The sequence below is a fragment of the Pseudomonas capeferrum genome, assembly GCF_013523055.1.
GTDB classification, from domain to species: domain Bacteria; phylum Pseudomonadota; class Gammaproteobacteria; order Pseudomonadales; family Pseudomonadaceae; genus Aquipseudomonas; species Aquipseudomonas capeferrum_A.
The window spans coordinates 1-18433 of the sequence record NZ_JAAMQM010000012.1; the positions used below are offsets into that span (position 1 = coordinate 1).

Below are 18433 nucleotides of genomic sequence, written 5' to 3' on the forward strand. Positions count from 1 at the left end.
GCGATTGCCCCGGCCGGATCAGCTGCCACTTTCGTAGGGCCAACCTCAGCGCCGGGCCGGCCGATCAAGGAACGGGCATTCGGGGTTCGATACTAGTAACTTGGCCTTCGGCTTCTGGAATCTTTTGTGATGCTGATGGCCCTATCGCGGGACAAGCCCGCTCGCCACCCGATGCGCGGCGCAGCGGTTAAATCCCAGTGGCGAGCGGGCTTGTCCCGCGACGAGGCCATCAGCATCACTGACGATTCAAGGCTGAAAGATAACCTCATCACTTGAAGATCGAACGCTTTTCATCACATAACCGGCGTCAAAACAGATCCGCCTGACGTACCGCAGCGGCACCGGGTAATTCCGATGCGCTGCTGTCCCATCCGGCTCAGGGCTTGTTGCCGTACCAGCGCGGGGTGTAGACCCACTGTCCACCGCCTGCCCGGCCGAAGGTGCAGGTAGTCGAGGAACCGACCAGGACCATGGTGCGCATGTCGACCATGTCCGGCTGCAGCTCACCCAGGGTGACAACCTTCAACGTCTGCCCCGGCCTGCCGATGTCGCGGCCGAGCACTACCGGCGTATGCGCTTCGCGATGGCGACGCACGATATCCAAGGCTTGCCCGAGCTGCCATGGGCGGGACCGCGAGATGGGGTTGTAGAACGCTAGCACCAGATCGGCCTGGGCGGCCAGGTCCAGACGTTTCTCGATGATCGACCATGGCTTGAGGTTGTCCGACAGCGACATCACGCAGAAGTCGTGCCCCAGAGGCGCGCCAGCCTGGGCGGCCGTGGCCAGGGAAGCCGAGACGCCGGGCAGGATCTCGAGCTCGACTCGATGCCAGGCAGGATCGGTAGATTCGTGAAGCGCCTCGAGCACGGCGGCGGCCATGGCGAACACGCCTGGATCGCCGGACGAGACCACCACGACCGAGCGGCCCCGCGCCGCAAGCTCGAACGCGTGGCGAGCGCGTTGCATCTCTTCGCGGTTGTCAGTGCAGTGCTGTACCTGATCGTCACGGAATGGCCCGGCCATGCGTACGTACGTTTCGTAGCCCAGTATGTCCTCGGCGCGCGCCAGTTCAGCCTTGACCGCAGGCACCATCAGCTCGGCGGCACCCGGTCCCAGGCCGATGACCGCCAGGCGACCCCGACCCCGGCCGATCCTCGCGGGAACGATCGGTTCAGGGGCGATGGCCATGGCCAGGCCGGATTGGGTCCGCACCTCGGCCCCTCCAAGCATGTGGGCAGCCATGTGCTCCAGGCTTGTTGCTTCTGGGGCGAAGCGCAGCGCTACGCCCAGTTCGCGCGCAGCCTCATGCAAACTCGGCTCTGCCATCTGCGTCTCGCAGGCCAGCAGGCAGGCCAGCGATTGCTGGGCGATGCCGGCGGCATGCAACGCTTCGTGCACGAGGTCGGCAAGGGCCGGGGCTGCCGCATCGACGGCCACCAGCACGGAACGTGGATAGATCCGCAACTCGTCACGGCTGGACGGGCGTAGTGAGCAGCCCACATGAATGGTCCGTTGCGCGGTGTCGCTGGCGGGCAGTTGCGCTGCGTCCAGCCAAGGCGCCGAGCCTTCGATACGTACCATCTCTCCGGCCAGCAGGTCGGACACGAAGCGCTTGCCCTGCTCAAGATCGTCCAGGGCATATCCCTGGGGCGGATTGAGCAGGCAGGTACCGAAACGCAGTTCGCCGCTGGTAGTGATCGCGGGCACCACGTCCAGCGCCTCAGCCATCTCGCGAGCCATAAGGTTCACCCCGGCCAGGCCACCGAGCAGCGGCACGACCGCGCTACCGTCTTCGGCGACTGCCAGGACCGGCGGCTCGACACCTTTTTCCGTGAGCAGCGGCGCCAGCGTGCGGATGACGATACCTGCCGCGCACAGGGCGATGATCGGGGTGTCCTGCTGATACAGCGCACGCAGGGTATCGCCAAAGGATTCGTACTGGCGGTCGACCTGTTCGGTTCGTCCTGCCAGGCCATGGATCGACGCCTGCGGGTACAACGCCTGGATGCGCCGCGCCGTGGCCAGGCTGCCAGGCCCGAGAACGACGATGGCGGGTGCCTTGCGCATGCTCATCCCTGCCATTTTTCACCCGGTACGATGATCAGCGAGAAATACGGAGAAGACTGTGGATCGACATCGTCCAGCGGCACGATCTTCTGGTTGCCCATGGTCGCCCGCTCCACATAGAGCGCACGCTTGTCCAGGCCGAGTTCGGTCAGTGCCTGACGAACCTTGGGGAAGTTGCGCCCCAGCTTCATGACCACCGCCGCATCGGCGTCGGCCAGGCGGCGCTTGAGTTCTTCCGGGGGCAGTACGCCCGACAGCACCGACAGGCTCTGGTTGCGGTAGACCAGCGGCGCGCCGAGGACGGACGCGCCACCGAGCATGGAGCAGACCCCAGGGATCACTTCGGTCTCGAAGCGCTGGGCCAGGCGATCATGCAGATACATGTACGAACCGTAGAAGAACGGGTCGCCTTCGCAGATCACCGCCACATCGCGGCCAGCGTCCAGATGGGCCGCGACGCTCAGGCTGGCTTCGTCGTAGAAGTCACTGATCACCTGCTCATAGGACAGCGGTGCCGGAAGCACCTCGGTCGTCACCGGATAGACCAGCGGCAGCAGGATCTGCTGGCTCTGCAAGTGCGCCTCGATGATGCCAAAGGCGTTGCCACGCTTGCCCTTGGCGACGAAATACGCCACCACCGGTGCCTCGCGCAGCAGGCGCAGGGCCTTGACCGTGATCAGCTCCGGATCGCCGGGACCCACGCCCAGACCGAACAGACGTCCACGTGGCTGCATCACTCCACCTCCGTGGCCAGGGCATTCACCGCGGCAGCCGCCATTGCGCTACCACCGAGACGGCCCTGCATGATCACGAAAGGAACACCTCGGCTGTCGGCGGCCAGCATTGCCTTGGACTCGGCGGCGCCGACGAAGCCGACCGGGAAGCCCAGGATCAAGGCCGGCTTGGGCGCACCGGCGTCGAGCATTTCAAGCAGGTAGAACAAGGCCGTCGGCGCGTTGCCGATCACCACGACGCTGCCTGCCAGGTGCGCACGCCACAGCTCGAGCGCCACCGCCGAACGGGTATTGCCCGCCTCGACGGCCAGGCCCGGCACGCTTGGATCACGCAGGGTGCAGATGACCGGATTGTTCGCCGGCAGACGAGCTCGGGTGACCCCTTCGGCCACCATGTGCGCGTCACACAGGATCGGCGCGCCCTTGGCCAACGCTTCGCGACCGGCAGTCCCGGCACCTGGCGAGAACTGCAGGCCGTCGATGGCATCGACCATGCCGCAGGCGTGGATCACGCGCACGGCGAGTTTTTCCAGATCGGCGGGGATGCGGTCGAGCCGGGCCTCCTCGCGAATGATGCGGAAGGAATTGCGATAGATCTCCTGACCATCGCGGATGTAGTCAATCATCAAGGTGCTCCGTCGGCAGGTCGAGCATGGCGCCTGCTTCTTTCAAGGTAAGGTCGCGCGCGCGCAGGGCACCGAAGCCGGGCTTGCTGGCGTCGCGCAGATACAGGTCGTAGCGGCCCGGGGCGCGGGCCAGCAAGGTCGCCGGGGCGACATGGGCCACGGCGCAGGAACGTTGGCAGCCACTGAGGTGGACGCTGGCGGGTGCGCCGGGCTGAAGCAGGCTCGACAGGATCAGGGCATCGCCCTTGGTATCGGCCAGCCCCTTGGCGCAGCCACTGGACCCCGTACAGGCGACCATGCGAGCGAGGGGTTGCTCATGCTCGCAGAGCAAGCCCAGCGCAGTCATCTGTGCCTGCACCGTCATTGCTGATGCGGGCTCGAGATTGACCAACATCAGGCTCTGCCAAGGAGTGATCCGCAGGCTGCCGTCGCCAGATTCGCGGGCCAGGCGCGCGCCCCCCCTGAGCATCGCAGGCGTCAGCCGGCCCAGAGGTGGAGCGGCGCCGAGCGCGACACGCCGGGGTTGAAGCTGGGGCAACACGCCCAGCCAGGGGCTGGTGGCCGTGGGACGACGATAGGCGAGCACGGCGGCATCGCGGCGCACGTCCAGGCCAAGGCCCTCGATGAAGTGTCCTGGTGGACAGCTTGCCAGCAACTGGCGCATGCGCGATTGCTCCACGCTGGCCAGGTCGAGGAATCGCTCCAGCACCGCCTGTACGAGGCTCACGCCCTCGGCGGCGCGCACCGCGCCAAGGGCCTGGCTCTGCGCCGGGCAGCCCGCCAGGCCGAACGCCAGCCAATCCTGCCCGTCCAGGCGCATCACGGACAGCCACAGGTCATGGGGGTGTTCGAGCATGGCCAGATCTTCGCCGGCATCCAGTTGAACGGCGAACTTGGCCGATAGTTGATGAAAGCGCGGCGTGCCTTCGAGCAGCTCGAGAATCTCCCTGGCCAATGGCCGGGCATCGAAACGCATGGCGCGATCAAGGCCGGCAAGCGGGCTGAGCATGAGGTTGCGCACATCATCGCCAGCAGCATCGCGCGGGCCCAGGCCGGCCACGAGCAACCGCTCGACCAGGGCGCGGTGGTCTGCGCCGATACCGCGGATCTGCAGGTTGCCCCGGTTGGTCGCCTCGATGGTTCCCGAGGCGTGGCGTTCGGCGGCGTCGGCCACGGCATCGGCCTGGTCGGCCAGGAGTACGCCGCCAGGCAGCTTGATCCGGCAGATGCCGCCATCGCGCGCGGCGACGATGCGCCACAACCCCGGACAAGCGGAGGGGCGAGGAGCAATATCAGGGGTGATGGCCTGCTTCAAGACGGTATCCGGCAATCGTGAAAGAGCGCTTCAGTGTAGAAGGCGCGGTATTATGCCTGCTTTGTCCGACAGCATGAAAAGTCTGCGGTCGAACAGCGGTGAATGAGGAAGTGGCATGGCGCCCTGGCTGACAGTAGTGGGTATCGGTGAAGACGGTTTCAGCGGCCTGGGCAAACCTGCCCGGCGCGCGCTGCTGGGCGCTGGAAGGATCGTCGGTAGCCCGCGCCAGCTGGCACTGTTACCTCGTTGCATCACAGGCGAGCGCCTGCCCTGGCCCAGCCCGTTCTCCCTGGCGCCAGTGCTGGCCCTGCGCGGTGAAGCGGTGTGCGTGCTGGCCAGCGGCGACCCGATGTTCTACGGCGTCGGCGCCAGCCTGGTGCGGCAGGTGGCCGCCGAGGAAATGCAGGTATTGTCCACGCCGTCCTCCTGCTCGCTGGCCGCCGCGCGCCTGGGCTGGCCGCTACAGGACGTGCAGGTGGTGTCGCTGGTGGCGCGTCCATCGGCCGCGCTCAATGCTCACCTCTACAGCGGCGTCCATCTGCTGGTGCTGAGCAACGATGGCGACAGCCCCGCGCAGATCGCCGCCTTGTTGCGTGAGCGCGGCTTCGGACCCAGCCGGATGCAGGTGTTCGAGCACCTGGGCGGAGCGCAGGAACGTCGCCTGACGGGTAGCGCCGACGACTGGCCGCATTCCCCGGCGGCCGCGCTGAACCTGGTCGCCATCGAATGCCGCGCTTCAGCGTCCGCGCAGCGCTTGTCCCCTGTGGTCGGCCTGCCGGACAGCGCCTTTCGTCACGATGGCCAGCTGACCAAGCGCGACGTGCGCGCCATCACCCTCGCGCGCTTGGCGCCACGACCGGGCGAGCTGCTCTGGGACGTCGGCGCGGGCTGTGGCTCGATCGGGATCGAGTGGATGCGTGCTCACCCCAGTTGCCGCACGCTGGCGATCGAAGCCGACGCGGGCCGCCAGGCGATCATCGAGCACAACCGCGACAACCTGGGTGTTCCTGGCCTGCAGCTGGTGCGTGGCAAGGCCCCGCAAGCCTTGCAGGGGCTGGAGCGACCCGATGCGATTTTCATCGGTGGCGGCGTGACGCGCGAGGGCATGCTGCAACAGTGCTGGGATCACCTGCTACCGGGTGGGCGGCTGGTCGCCAATGCCGTGACCCTGCAAAGTGAACTGGCCCTGATGAACTGGCGCGAGCGCCATGGCGGCGAGCTGACCCGGATTCACGTTGCCCAGGCCCAGCCTTTGGGAGCCTTCGATACCTGGCGCCAGGCCTTGCCCATCACCCTGCTCGAAGTGATCAAGCCCGCCGATGCGTGAAGAAACCCGCGAACAGGCCGCCCCGCTGCGTAGCGGCCTGACCACCGGCAGCTGCGCCACCGCCACGAGCCTGGCGGCAGCGCGCCTGTTGCTCACTGGCCAATGCGACGATGCCGTGCAGATCATTCTGCCCAAGGGCAAGCAGGTGCAGATGCGCCTGGAGTTCTGTCGTCTTGACGGCGAGCGCGCCGAGGCCGGTACGCTTAAGGATGCCGGTGACGATCCCGATGTCACCCATGGCGCCCTGCTCTACAGCCAGGTACGCCTGCTCGAACAGCCCGGTGTCCGTTTTGTCGCAGGCCAGGGCGTGGGTACGGTGACCCGCCCAGGGTTGGTACTGCCCGTCGGTGAGCCCGCCATCAATCCGGTGCCTCGGCGGATGATCGGCGAACACTTGCAGGCCTTGGCGGACGAATGCGCCTACAACGGTGGCTTCGAAGTCACGGTCAACGTGCGCGACGGTGAACAGCTGGCGCTCAAGACCATGAACCCGCGTCTGGGCATACTCGGCGGCCTGTCGATCCTGGGTACCAGCGGTATCGTCAGGCCGTTCTCCTGCGCCGCCTATATCGCCTCGATCCAGCAGGGCATCGATGTCGCCCATACCAACGGCTATACGCACATCGCCGCCTGCACCGGCAATGCCAGCGAAGACACCATGCGCCAGGTCTACGGACTGCCGGAAATCGCCCTGATCGAGATGGGCGACTTCGTCGGCGCCGTGCTCAAGCATCTGCGCAAGGTGCCCGTACCGCGCCTGAGCCTGTGTGGCGGCTTTGGCAAGATCAGCAAGTTGGCTGCCGGGCACATGGACCTGCACAGTCGGCACTCCAGCATCGACCTGCCACAGCTGGCGGGCTGGGCCGCGGATATCGGCGCCGACCAGGTTCTGCAGAATGCGATCAAGGCAGCCAATACCAGCCAGCAGGCCCTCGCATTGGCGCATGTTGAAGGTATTGCCTTGGGTGATGCCGTGTGCGCGCATGCGCTGGCTTTCGCCCGTAGCATCGTCCCGGCGCAGGTGCAGGTCGAAGTCTTCGCCATCGATCGCCAGGGTGGCATCGTGGGTCGGGCAGCCGCGCAATGAACGGGCGAATCCTGTTGCTCGGAGGTGTCACCGAGGCGTTGGCAATCGCACGGCGTCTGGGCCCGGAGCATGTCTACAGCCTCGCCGGGATCGGTCGCGTGCCTCGGGACCTGGCGTGCCAGGTTAGGGTCGGAGGTTATGGGGGCGCCGAAGGCTTGGCCGAGTACCTGCGTGAGGCGGGTATCGGGCTGTTGATCGACGCTACCCATCCCTACGCGGCACAGATAAGCCGCAATGCCGCTTCTGCTGCCGCAGCGGTGGGTATCCCCTGCTGGACCCTGCGCCGTCCTGTCTGGCAGGCGCAGCCAGACGACGACTGGCGTGAGATCGAGAATTGGGCCGGGCTGTTGCAAGCCTTGGCACCCTTCCAACGACCGCTGTTCACTCTGGGTCGTGAACCGTTGCAGCACCTTGACGAGATCCCGGCGCATCAGTTCTGGACCTTGCGCGCGCTGGAGGCCTGTCCGGGCAATGAGCGTTGTGAAGTGATAGGCGCCCGAGGTCCATTCCTGCTCGAGGACGAGCGCGCATTGTTCGAGCGTGGCCGGTTCGACGTGCTGGTGAGCAAGAACAGCGGCAGTACGGCTACCGAGCCGAAACTGGTCGTGGCACGCGAACGCGGGGTCCCGGTGCTGGTGCTCAAGCGGCCGGAGCTGCCGCGGGTGGATCGAGAGTTCGGTTCTGTAGAAGGGCTGTTGGGGGCGCTTGAGATCTAAAGAGTGGTCAGGCAAAGCGCTGATAGATGTGCTGCTGTGTAATGGGACGAACCTGCCAGTCAGGAGTGGCATCCAACGGCTTTGCAGCGTATATCCCATTGTCATATACATTGTTCAACCTAAACTCTAGACATACATTATCGCTTCCAAAGGAGGTATTTCATGGAGCAAGGTGCTGTCTTCAAAAGCAACCGTAGCCAGGCCATCCGATTGCCAAAATCCGTTGCCCTTCCCGATGACATAACACGAGTCGATATTGTGGCGGTCGGTCGTACCCGCATCATTTCGCCTGCTGGCGAGGCGTGGGACAGCTGGTTTGACGGCGATAGCGCAAGCTGTGATTTCATGGCGGCCCGAGAGCAGCCTGACGATCAGGAGCGAGAAGGATTCTAATGCTCAGGTACATGCTGGACACGAACATCTGCATTTTCACCATCAAAAACAAACCGCAAATCATGCGTGAGGCGTTCAATCGCTATTGTGGCCAGTTGGCAATCAGTAGCGTTACCCTGATGGAACTGATGTTCGGTGCCGAGAAATCCGCTGCCCCTCAACGCAACCTGGCCATAGTCGAGGGCTTTGCCGTCCGGCTTGAAGTCCTCGACTATGACAGCCAGGCCGCAGTACACAGTGGGCAGCTCCGGGCAGAATTAGGCAGGGCGGGAACACCGATTGGCCCTTATGACCAGATGATCGCCGGGCATGCCCGTGCTCTTGGTCTGGTGCTTGTGACTCACAATATGCGCGAGTTCGAGCGCGTCCCGGGCCTGCGACTGGAGAACTGGGTTTTGCCGGACCAAGGCTGACTGCCGAATGTTGGCCGCCAGCCCAGGCCTCCTGAGTCTATCTATTGATGCTTGTTCATCGTGAGCTCCATGTCATTGACGATCGCATTGGCAAATGCTCTCAGATATTGAGCGGCGCCAGGTGCTTACTGGTCCCCTTCGATGGCGCCCTCCCGCACCCGGTGGCGAACGCGTCCCAGAAGGATGGGGAGCTGCTCCAGCGCACGATGAAAGGGCACACCGGCCTGAATGCGAAACAGCTCCTCAGCCGGATCCTGGCTCGTGGAAAATGTTTCAGCGCCAGTGGTAACCAGAGTCTCTGGGTCGTTGAGCATTTCATCACTCCTCGACTTCTTGAGCTCACAGCCTGGAAAGCGAATGCTCGATCAGTGCCTGGGCCATTTCGACCGAGTCCATCGCATTGCCCAGCATGTACTTGCCTGATTCACCGGCATGGCTGCGGCAGTACTCGTCGAGTGTTTCCTCGAGGCCTCTGATCAACTCGCTGGCATAGGCCAGGGCGTCTGGAGGGATCATTTCGGAGTGGATGGAGAAGTAGGGTGTGGCGATGATTTTCAGAGGATTAACGGAGTGCGGTGGATCAGGGACGATCTTTTTCATGGCATAGCTCCTATATCTCTTAAGGATCTGCCTCCGACATCCCTCTCACAGAAGTGGGTGGCAGCCATACGCGGGGTGAGAGACCGGTAGATATAGGAAACCCGGCCAGACCGAAGCCTGCCCGCGCACAGCTGCCATAACTAGCTGCATCGCTATCTACACGGGCTCTCACAGCCGGTCGTCGATTTAACGACTTGGGGAAATTAGCCCGGTAGTGTTTTCATAACAATACAGAACCGGCGGCAACGTGCGTAGGATAATTCTCAAGCATCGAAGACATGAAGGACTTGGTTGCAATTTCAGAAAAGCCTGATGCTTGCACCGAAATGCACCCCGATCCAAACATGCGGCCTGTTGCACTGCCATTCGGATACCCCGCGCCGCCTTCATGCTGAACTACAGAGGAATTCACGGTAGTTGCCGCCTCAGCTCTCTCGCCATCACGGTAGATGTTCCTCAGGTGAAGGCCGATGTTGTCGCGAAGAGCTCAGCCATTTGTCACTGAGTAAGCCATACGGTGTCCCCATGTAGTCTAACTTCCACATCGCGATCGCCCTGACGATAAAGGGGGACTGATTCATGCCGCTTCCTTTAACTCGATGGGCAAAGCCAACCCATTTGAGGCTGCAACGACGCCGGGTGTGTGGCACTTCACCGCACCCCGGCATTTTTGCCTATACTCGGCGCTACAATAGCCCCTGATTCCTGACCGGATCTCTCCATGTCCCCACATCGGCCCACCTTGGCGTGGATCGCCTGCCTGGCAGTGCTGTTCAATCTGCTGGCCATGCCGTTGTCCTCAGCCGCCTCCAAAGGGCCGGCCGAGCAGCTGCTGTGGGGCGCTTTCTGTTCCGGCCTCGCGGGCAAGGCCAAGATCGATGTCCAGGCGCTGGCCAAGATCGACCTCGGCCAGCACGGCGACGATCACGCCAGCCCGCAGCATTGCTGGTGCTGTTCCGGCGCCGCGTCGCTGCTTGGGTTGCCTGGCCATGCCCCACAACTGCGCTGGCCGCCAGCATTCGAGCACGGCACCCTGCCCCGCCTGGCATTCCACGATTCCTCGCCACGCCAGCAATGGCCACCGCTCAATCCACGTGCTTCCCCGATCGCCTGAGTTCGTTGCGCCGCTTCCCACGAACCTGAACAGATCGGAGTTCCATCATGCTCAAGCATGCCCTCGTCGTGGCCGTCCTGCTGCTGCCCGGCGCCTTCGCCAATGCCCATGAATACACCCAGGGAGATCTGCATATCGCACACCCCTGGTCCCTGGAACTGCCACCGAACGCGCCCAATGTCGCGGCCTATTTCATCGTGCACAACAATGGCTCCGAGGATGACCGCCTGCTCGGCGTCGACAGTCCGATCACCGACGATGCGCAACTGCACGAGCATGTGAAGACGACCTCCGGCCTGATGAAGATGCAGCCGGTGTCGAGCGTCGAGGTTGCCGCTGGCCAGGACCTGACGTTCATGCCCAGTGCCTATCATGTGATGCTCATGCAGCCCAAGGACCGTAGCCTGCTTCGCGAAGGCAAACGCTTCCCGCTGACCCTGCACTTCGAGAAGGCCGGCGACATCACGGTGGACGTCGCGGTGCAGAAGCAGGCGCCTCCCGCTCAGGGCCACGACCACGCGCATTGATCGGTAGGCGAATTTCGTCATGAGCCTCTTGCGCGGCCGCAGCGCCTCCACCCACCCCCCACGGCACAGGCGCGCCGGTGGAGGATGGCTGAGCCTGTTCGCCATGTGGATGATCTTCATCGGACCACTGGTTTCCCAGTCGATGCCGATGGAGCACCACGCCGGCATGAACATGCCGATGGCGGAGGGCCACCACCACGATGAAAGTGGCCCTCCTGCGCCTGCCGACGATGGACAACTGCACGTACTGTGGGAAAAGTGCGGTTATTGCAGCCTGCTGTTCAACTGTCCGGCGCTGCCGGAAACCCTCAGCCCCCTGGCCATCGGTGCAGTCGTTGCAACTGCCATCAGCCTGCCTTCTCCGTTACCAGGCCACGCGCGCCAGGCGGTCTTCCCTGGCGCCCGCAGTCGCGCGCCGCCCCTGTCGATCAGCGTCTGAGCATCTTTTACCCGCCAGAGGCCACAGGCCTTTGTGCGTACTCATGACTGATCGACTGGAATCACTATGTCCGGCTGCACGCTCCTGCTTCGTCTTTCCCTGCGAGGGTCCATCGCTACCCTTTGCGGAACGTTGTTCACGCCCCTGGCCCTGGCCTCCGAGCCGAGTCACGAAGGCCATGATCCTGAACTGGCCGAATTGAGCCCGACCGTCATCACCGCCGTCGCTCCAAGCTCGCCCCTGACCATCGTCACCAACCCCAAGGATCCACGCCAACCGGTCCCGGCCAGCGACGGCGCGGACTATCTCAAGACCATCCCTGGCTTTTCGGCCATCCGCTCGGGCGGCACCAATGGGGATCCGGTGCTGCGTGGCATGTTCGGCTCGCGCTTGAACATCCTCGCCAACGGCGGCGTCATGCTCGGCGCCTGCCCGAATCGCATGGATGCCCCGACCTCTTACATCTCCCCGGAAACCTATGACCGTCTGACCGTCATCAAAGGCCCGCAAAGCGTCATCTGGGGGCCAGGTGGCTCGGCCGGGACCATCCTCTTCGAGCGCGAGCCGGAGCGATTCGGGGAGCTCGGCAGCCGGCTCGACGCCAGCGTGCTGGTCGGCTCGAACGGGCGCTTCGACAAGGTCCTGGACACCGCTGTCGGCAACAGTCAGGCCTACGCACGCTTCGTCGGCAATCAGTCACGCTCGGACGACTACGACGACGGCCGCGGTGACGACGTGCCCTCGCGCTGGGACAAGTGGAACGGCGACGCGACGCTGGGCTGGACGCCCGATGCCGACACCCTGCTCGAGCTCACCGCAGGCAAGGGCGATGGCGAGGCCCGCTATGCCGGACGCGGCATGGATGGCTCGCAGTTCAAGCGTGAAAGCCTGGGCCTGCGCTTCGAGAAGTCGAACCTGGGCGAGGTGCTGGACAAGGTCGAGGCGCAGGTCTACTACAACTACGCCGATCACGTGATGGACAACTACAGCCTGCGTACGCCCTCCGGTAGCGGCATGATGGGCATGCCCATGGTCAGCAACGTCGACCGCCGCACCCTAGGCGCGCGAATCAAGGCCACCTGGCGCTGGGCCGACGTGCAATTGATCAGCGGTATCGATGCGCAGACCAATGAGCATCGCAAACGCGGCGGCATGGGCGTCGATGCGCACAAGGGCCAGGCGTGGACCAAGGACGCCGACTTCCATAACTACGGAGCGTTCGGCGAACTGACCTGGTACGCCAGCGCCGAGGACCGGGTGATCACTGGTGCGCGCCTCGACCGCGCCTCTGCCCGCGACTTCCGACAAGGTATCGCCACTGAAGGCGATACGCGTGCGGACACCCTTCCCAGCGGTTTCGTGCGCTACGAGCACGACATGCCGTCGATGGCTGCCACTACCTACATCGGCCTTGGCCACGCCCAGCGCTTTCCCGATTACTGGGAGCTGTTCTCGCCCAGCCAGGGTCCCGCGGGTTCGACCAATGCCTTCGACGGCATCAAGCCGGAGAAGACTACCCAGCTCGACCTGGGCATCCAGTACCGTGGTGAACGCCTGGAAGCCTGGGCGTCCGGCTATGTGGGGCAGATTCGCGATTACATCCTGTTCGACTACCGGCCCGGCATGATGGGCGTGACTTCGCAGGCGCAGAACATCGATGCCCGGATCATGGGCGGCGAACTGGGCGCGGCATACAAGCTGAGCGAGCACTGGAAAGCGGATGCGACCCTGGCCTACGCTTGGGGCAAGAACAGCAGTGATGGCAATGCGCTGCCACAAATGCCGCCACTGGAAAGCCGCCTGGGCCTGAGCTACAGCCGCGAGGCCTGGAGCATGGGAGCCTTGTGGAGGCTGGTCGCGGCACAGAACCGTGTTGCCGAGAACCAGGGCAATGTCGTGGGCAAGGACTATGAAAAAAGCGCGGGCTTCGGTGTGTTCTCGCTCAATGGCGCCTACAAGGTCAACAGGCACCTCAAGCTCAGTGCCGGTGTCGACAACTTGTTCGACAAAGCCTACGCGGAGCATTTGAACCTGGCCGGAAATGCCGGGTTCGGCTATCCGGCAGCCGACCCTCAAGCGGTCAACGAGCCGGGACGGACCTTGTGGACCAAGGCCGACCTGAGTTTCTGATCCTACTTCGGGCGCGGCCTGCAGGTCGCGCCTCACTTGGCTGATATGGGAGTGCTCCATGAGCGGACCACGGATTTCCTTCTACAACCTTGCCTGGCGCTGGCATTTCTACGCCGGGCTGTTCGTCGCCCCTTTCATGATCCTGCTGGCGCTGACCGGGATCGTCTATCTGTTCAAGCCGCAGCTTGATCCATTGCTGTACCGCGACCTGATGGTGGTCGAGGCCGGCCATCACCGACAGAGCGCCGACAGCCTGATGCAACAGGTTCACCAGGCTTATCCCAAGGGCCATGTGGGCCAATACCTGCCCGCAGTGAATGCCCAACGCAGCGCCCAGTTCGTGGTGCATGATGCGGGCCGCGAGCTCAACGTCTTCGTCGACCCCTACAGCGGCAAGGTGCTTGGCGAGCAGGATGCCAAATACAACCTTCAGGCCGTGGCGCGAGCACTGCATGGCGAGCTGATGATCGGGACGGTCGGCGATCGACTGGTGGAACTGGCTGCGGGCTGGGGCATTGTGCTCGTGGTATCGGGCGTCTACCTCTGGTGGCCGCGAGGACGAAAGACTGGCGGGGTCTTCTGGCCACGCTTCAATGCCCGTGGACGCCTGCTCTGGCGCGACCTGCACGCGGTGAGCGGATTCTGGGGCGCTGGGTTGCTTCTGTTGATGCTGCTCAGCGGCATGACCTGGACCGGCCTATGGGGCAAGCAGTACGCCGACTTGTGGAATCGCTTCCCGGTCGCCATGTGGAACGATGTGCCGCAGTCCGACCAGCAGGCACGCGAGCTGAACGAGGCACACCGCCAGACCGTGCCCTGGGCGATGGAAAACACGCCCATGCCGCAGTCCGGCGCCCATGCCGAGCATGCCGGCCATCACATGATGTCCAGCGCACCGGCCGCGCCGCAGATGAGCCTGCAACAGGTCGAGGACATTGCCAATGTGCGCAAGGTCGAGCCTGGCTACAGCATCACGATGCCCACTACCGCCGAGGGCGTCTTTACGATCGCGGTCTTCGCCGACGATCCGCGCAACGACGCGACCCTGCACGTTGACCAGTACACCGGCAAGGTCCTGGCCGACGTGCGCTGGCAAGACTACGGTCCTGTCGCGCGGGCTACCGAGATGGGGGTGATGCTGCACGAGGGCAAGATGTTCGGGCCGGTGAACCAGCTGATCATTCTGCTGGTGTGTCTGATGATTTTGCTGGGTGCTGTGAGCGGGTTGGTGATGTGGTGGAAACGCCGGCCAGCCAATGGCCTTGGCGTGCCACTGCTGCGTCATGATCTGCCACGGTGGAAGGTTGCCACGGCGGTGATGCTGGTGCTGGGGATCGGCTTTCCGCTGGTGGGGGTGTCGATGCTGGTGATGTGGCTGGTGGATAGCCTGGTGGTGCATCGGCAGCGGGTGTTGCTGCGGGTTTGAGGGGGATTGAGCCGAGTCCTTTCAAAAGGTCTGTTCTGGGCGTTTCGGGGGCTGCGATAGTGGGAAGCGCCTGGATGCCGGTGCTTCCACGACCAGCTGGTTGGAAAGTCGATTGCATTGCCAGGCAAGGCCTGCGGCCTCGATCGCAGGCAAGCCAGCTCCCACTGAGGCCCGAGGTGCCCAAAGTGCAGCGGCGTGTCAGATAGGCCGGCCCTGCGTCTGTAGGCAAGCCCTTCAGAAACTACGACGAACGCAAGCATCAGCATCCACTGACACAGCGCTGCACCTTGGGCACCTCGGGCCCCAGTGGGAGCTGGCTTGCCTGCGATCGAGGCCGCAGGCCTCGCCTGGCAATACAGCCGCGCCTGCACCCCGTTGCTTGCGGGAACGCAGGAATCCAGACGAAATCGTCCCCACACCAAAACCCGTTCAACCCTACGACTTTGTTTCCAATTGAGACGACGTGTCATGCCCTCAGCCGAAACCCACGTGATAGCCTATCCGGCTGTTCCCGCACAACAAGACTGACCCTCAATGGAATGCAGCCAATGACCCGGACCTCATCCACTCCTCCCGATGAGCAACACCTGCAACGCAACCTGACCAACCGCCATATCCAGCTGATCGCCATCGGTGGCGCCATCGGCACCGGCCTGTTCATGGGCTCGGGCAAGACCATCAGCCTGGCGGGACCGTCGATCATCTTCGTCTACATGATCATCGGCTTCATGCTGTTCTTCGTCATGCGCGCCATGGGCGAACTGCTGCTGTCGAACCTGAACTACAAGTCGTTCATCGACTTCTCCGCCGATCTGCTGGGTCCCTGGGCCGGCTATTTCACCGGCTGGACCTACTGGTTCTGCTGGGTGATCACCGGGATCGCCGATGTGATCGCCATCGCCGCCTACTCGCAGTTCTGGTTCCCCGACCTGCCGCAGTGGATACCCGCGCTGACCTGCGTCGGTATCCTGCTGTCGCTGAACCTGATCACCGTGAAACTGTTCGGCGAGGTCGAGTTCTGGTTCGCCATGATCAAGATCGTCGCGATCCTCGGCCTGGTCGCCACCGGCCTGTACATGGTCTTCACCGGCTTCCAGTCGCCAAGCGGCAGCACCGCCAGCCTGGCCAACCTGTGGAACGACGAAGGCATGTTCCCTCATGGCGTGATGGGCTTCTTCGCCGGTTTCCAGATCGCCGTGTTCGCCTTTGTCGGTATCGAACTGGTGGGCACTACCGCCGCCGAAGCGAAGAACCCCGAGCGTACCCTGCCGCGGGCAATCAACTCGATCCCGGTGCGAATCATCGTCTTCTATGTGCTGGCGCTGATCGCCATCATGGCCGTGACGCCCTGGCGCGACGTGGTACCGGGCAAGAGCCCGTTCGTGGAGCTGTTCGTCCTGGCCGGCCTGCCGGCCGCGGCCAGCATCATCAACTTCGTGGTACTGACCTCGGCCGCGTCCTCGGCCAACAGCGGGGTCTTCTCCACCAGCCGCATGCTGTTCGGGCTGGCTCAGGAAGGCGATGCACCCAAGGCGTTCGAGAAACTGTCGCAACGCAGCGTACCGGCCAATGGCTTGTACTTCTCCTGCATCTGCCTGCTGCTGGGGGCAGTGCTGATCTACCTGATTCCGGACGTGGTCGAAGCCTTCACCCTGGTTACCACGGTGTCGGCGCTGCTGTTCATGTTCGTATGGACGCTGATCCTGCTGTCGTACCTGAAATACCGCGCCCAGCGCCCCGCCCTGCACCAGGCCTCCAAGTACAAGATGCCCGGCGGGCGGGTGATGTGCTACGTCTGCCTGGCGTTCTTCGCCTTCATCCTGGTGCTGTTGAGCCTGGAAGACGACACGCGCAAGGCCTTGATCGTCACTCCGGTCTGGTTCGTCCTGCTGGTCGTGACCTATCAGTTCGTGCGTAGCAAACGTCATGCGCGTAGCGTCGTACGCGACACGCAAAACAACTGAGGTCCCCATCCCTGGAGGGATCCATCCCTCCAGCAGACAAACTACAGGCAAACGAGCGCACAGCATCAGCGTGAGCCAATGCTGTGCAATCGGCCCTGGCTGCACCACCATGGATCTTCCTATCCCCCCTGCAGTACCCTTCAACCCCCGCCATCATTGGCCTTGCCCACTTGTACACAAGTCGGCACACCACTTGCACTAGCCCTCTCCCGAGTCGCCACACCCTCGAACAACAACGGAGAGAGCACATGAAGCGTCGCAGTCTGATCAAGGCCGTCACCCTCAGCGCCGGCCTGGCCGCCATGGGGATGAGCTGGACCCTGCAAGCCGCCGAGACCATCAAGGTCGGTATCCTGCACTCGCTTTCCGGGACCATGGCGATTTCCGAGACATCGCTCAAGGACATGGCCTTGATGACCATCGACCAGATCAACGCCAAGGGCGGCGTCAACGGCAAGATGCTCGAGCCGGTGGTCGTGGACCCCGCGTCCAACTGGCCGCTGTTCGCCGAGAAGAGCCGGCAGTTGCTGACTCAGGACAAGGTCGCGGTGGTGTTCGGTTGCTGGACGTCGGTGTCACGCAAGTCGGTGCTGCCCGTGTTCGAGGAGCTCAATGGCTTGTTGTTCTACCCGGTGCAATACGAAGGCGAAGAGCTGTCGCCGAATGTCTTCTACACCGGCGCGGCGCCGAATCAGCAGGCGATTCCGGCGGTGGAATACCTGATGAGCGAGGACGGCGGCGCTGCCAAGCGTTATTTCCTGCTTGGCACCGACTACGTCTATCCGCGCACCACCAACAAGATCCTGCGCGCTTTCCTGCACAGCAAGGGCGTGGCCGACAAGGACATCGAAGAGGTCTACACGCCGTTCGGGCACAGCGATTACCAGACCATCGTGGCCAACATCAAGAAATTCTCGGCGGGCGGCAAGACGGCGGTCATCTCAACCGTCAACGGCGATTCCAACGTGCCGTTCTACAAGGAACTGGCCAACCAGGGCCTGAAGGCTACCGATGTACCGGTGGTGGCCTTCTCGGTGGGGGAAGAGGAATTGCGCGGTATCGACACCAAGCCCCTGGTCGGCCATCTGGCGGCGTGGAACTACTTCGAGTCGGTGGATAACCCGACCAATCAGCGATTCGTCGCCGACTGGAAGGCCTACGCCAAGGCGAAGAACCTGCCGGGCGCCGATAAGGCCGTGACCAACGATCCGATGGAAGCCACCTACGTGGGCATCAACCTGTGGGCGCAGGCGGCGGAGAAAGCCCAGTCCACCGACGTCGACAAGGTTCGCGAGGCCCTTGCCGGACAGAGCTTCAAGGCGCCCTCCGGCTATACCCTGACCATGGACAAGACCAATCATCACCTGCACAAGCCCGTGATGATCGGCGAGATCCAGGACGACGGCCAGTTCAGCGTGGTCTGGGAAACAGAGAAACCGCTTCGCGCGCAGCCTTGGAGCCCGTTCATCCAGGGCAATGACAAGCGTCCGGATTATGCGGTGAAAGGGAATTGAGTAGGCGGGGCCATCTGTAGCGCCCCGATTCGCTGGCAAG

18 protein-coding genes are annotated in these 18433 nt (G+C 63.5%); 12 read left to right on the forward strand and 6 right to left on the reverse strand.

Translation table 11 applies throughout. The features are described from left to right. Window positions 1–376 precede the first annotated feature (376 nt). The 4 genes from cobJ to cobG are packed head-to-tail and all read right to left on the reverse strand — an operon-like array spanning window position 377 to window position 4758. Window positions 377–2083: a precorrin-3B C(17)-methyltransferase gene (gene cobJ / locus G7009_RS14535; protein ID WP_181130776.1), complete on the reverse strand. Its 1707-nt coding sequence runs from the start codon at window positions 2081–2083 to the stop codon at window positions 377–379. Next, complete coding sequence (locus tag G7009_RS14540; RefSeq protein ID WP_181130777.1) at window positions 2071–2802, reverse strand: precorrin-2 C(20)-methyltransferase; 732 nt, start codon at window positions 2800–2802, stop codon at window positions 2071–2073. Before G7009_RS14540 ends, cobJ begins: the two co-directional genes overlap by 13 nt. Next, window positions 2802–3428, reverse strand: coding sequence for a precorrin-8X methylmutase (locus G7009_RS14545; protein ID WP_181130778.1), 627 nt, complete (start codon window positions 3426–3428; stop codon window positions 2802–2804). The genes G7009_RS14540 and G7009_RS14545 overlap by 1 nt, the downstream gene beginning before the upstream one ends. Beyond that, a complete protein-coding gene (gene cobG, locus G7009_RS14550; protein WP_181130779.1) occupies window positions 3421–4758 on the reverse strand; it encodes a precorrin-3B synthase in 1338 nt (445 codons plus the stop codon). Before cobG ends, G7009_RS14545 begins: the two co-directional genes overlap by 8 nt. A gap of 100 nt (window positions 4759–4858) precedes the next feature. On the opposite strand from cobG, the gene cbiE reads away from it, so the two are divergent. The 5 genes from cbiE (at window position 4859) to vapC (ending at window position 8679) form a co-directional block, all read left to right on the forward strand. Next, window positions 4859–6070: a precorrin-6y C5,15-methyltransferase (decarboxylating) subunit CbiE gene (gene cbiE, locus G7009_RS14555; protein ID WP_181130780.1), complete on the forward strand. Its 1212-nt coding sequence runs from the start codon at window positions 4859–4861 to the stop codon at window positions 6068–6070. Further along, on the forward strand, window positions 6063–7157 hold the full coding sequence (locus G7009_RS14560) for a cobalt-precorrin-5B (C(1))-methyltransferase (protein WP_181130781.1): 1095 nt from the start codon (window positions 6063–6065) through the stop codon (window positions 7155–7157). Before cbiE ends, G7009_RS14560 begins: the two co-directional genes overlap by 8 nt. Continuing rightward, entirely contained in the window at window positions 7154–7873 is a 720-nt protein-coding gene (locus G7009_RS14565; protein WP_181130782.1) for a cobalt-precorrin-6A reductase, read from the forward strand. Before G7009_RS14560 ends, G7009_RS14565 begins: the two co-directional genes overlap by 4 nt. Window positions 7874–8035: 162 nt before the next feature. Continuing rightward, the gene (vapB, locus tag G7009_RS14570) at window positions 8036–8266 is read left to right on the forward strand and encodes a type II toxin-antitoxin system VapB family antitoxin (protein ID WP_181130783.1); all 231 of its coding nucleotides are present in this window, start codon (window positions 8036–8038) and stop codon (window positions 8264–8266) included. Next, window positions 8266–8679 (forward strand): type II toxin-antitoxin system tRNA(fMet)-specific endonuclease VapC, encoded by a 414-nt coding sequence (gene vapC, locus G7009_RS14575; RefSeq protein WP_181130784.1) that lies wholly within the window; start codon window positions 8266–8268, stop codon window positions 8677–8679. Before vapB ends, vapC begins: the two co-directional genes overlap by 1 nt. 125 nt (window positions 8680–8804) lie before the next feature. Here vapC and G7009_RS14580 read toward each other — a convergent pair whose 3' ends face one another. Then, window positions 8805–8993 (reverse strand): DUF3077 domain-containing protein, encoded by a 189-nt coding sequence (locus G7009_RS14580; protein ID WP_181130785.1) that lies wholly within the window; start codon window positions 8991–8993, stop codon window positions 8805–8807. Between the two features lie 25 nt (window positions 8994–9018). Beyond that, window positions 9019–9279, reverse strand: coding sequence for a hypothetical protein (locus G7009_RS14585; protein WP_181130786.1), 261 nt, complete (start codon window positions 9277–9279; stop codon window positions 9019–9021). A 721-nt stretch (window positions 9280–10000) separates the two neighbouring features. Here G7009_RS14585 and G7009_RS14590 point away from each other — a divergent pair. The 7 genes from G7009_RS14590 (at window position 10001) to urtA (ending at window position 18393) form a co-directional block, all read left to right on the forward strand. Then, window positions 10001–10393 (forward strand): DUF2946 domain-containing protein, encoded by a 393-nt coding sequence (locus G7009_RS14590; protein WP_181130787.1) that lies wholly within the window; start codon window positions 10001–10003, stop codon window positions 10391–10393. 47 nt (window positions 10394–10440) lie between these two features. Then, window positions 10441–10920 (forward strand): copper chaperone PCu(A)C, encoded by a 480-nt coding sequence (locus G7009_RS14595; protein ID WP_181130788.1) that lies wholly within the window; start codon window positions 10441–10443, stop codon window positions 10918–10920. 19 nt (window positions 10921–10939) lie between these two features. Continuing rightward, entirely contained in the window at window positions 10940–11359 is a 420-nt protein-coding gene (locus G7009_RS14600) for a DUF2946 domain-containing protein (RefSeq protein ID WP_181130789.1), read from the forward strand. A 66-nt stretch (window positions 11360–11425) separates the two neighbouring features. Then, entirely contained in the window at window positions 11426–13489 is a 2064-nt protein-coding gene (locus G7009_RS14605) for a TonB-dependent copper receptor (protein ID WP_181130790.1), read from the forward strand. Between the two features lie 58 nt (window positions 13490–13547). Further along, window positions 13548–14915, forward strand: coding sequence for a PepSY-associated TM helix domain-containing protein (locus G7009_RS14610; protein ID WP_181130791.1), 1368 nt, complete (start codon window positions 13548–13550; stop codon window positions 14913–14915). A 548-nt stretch (window positions 14916–15463) separates the two neighbouring features. Continuing rightward, complete coding sequence (gene cycA, locus G7009_RS14615; protein WP_181130792.1) at window positions 15464–16879, forward strand: D-serine/D-alanine/glycine transporter; 1416 nt, start codon at window positions 15464–15466, stop codon at window positions 16877–16879. 248 nt (window positions 16880–17127) lie between these two features. Beyond that, on the forward strand, window positions 17128–18393 hold the full coding sequence (gene urtA / locus G7009_RS14620) for an urea ABC transporter substrate-binding protein (RefSeq protein WP_181130793.1): 1266 nt from the start codon (window positions 17128–17130) through the stop codon (window positions 18391–18393). Window positions 18394–18433 lie beyond the last annotated feature (40 nt).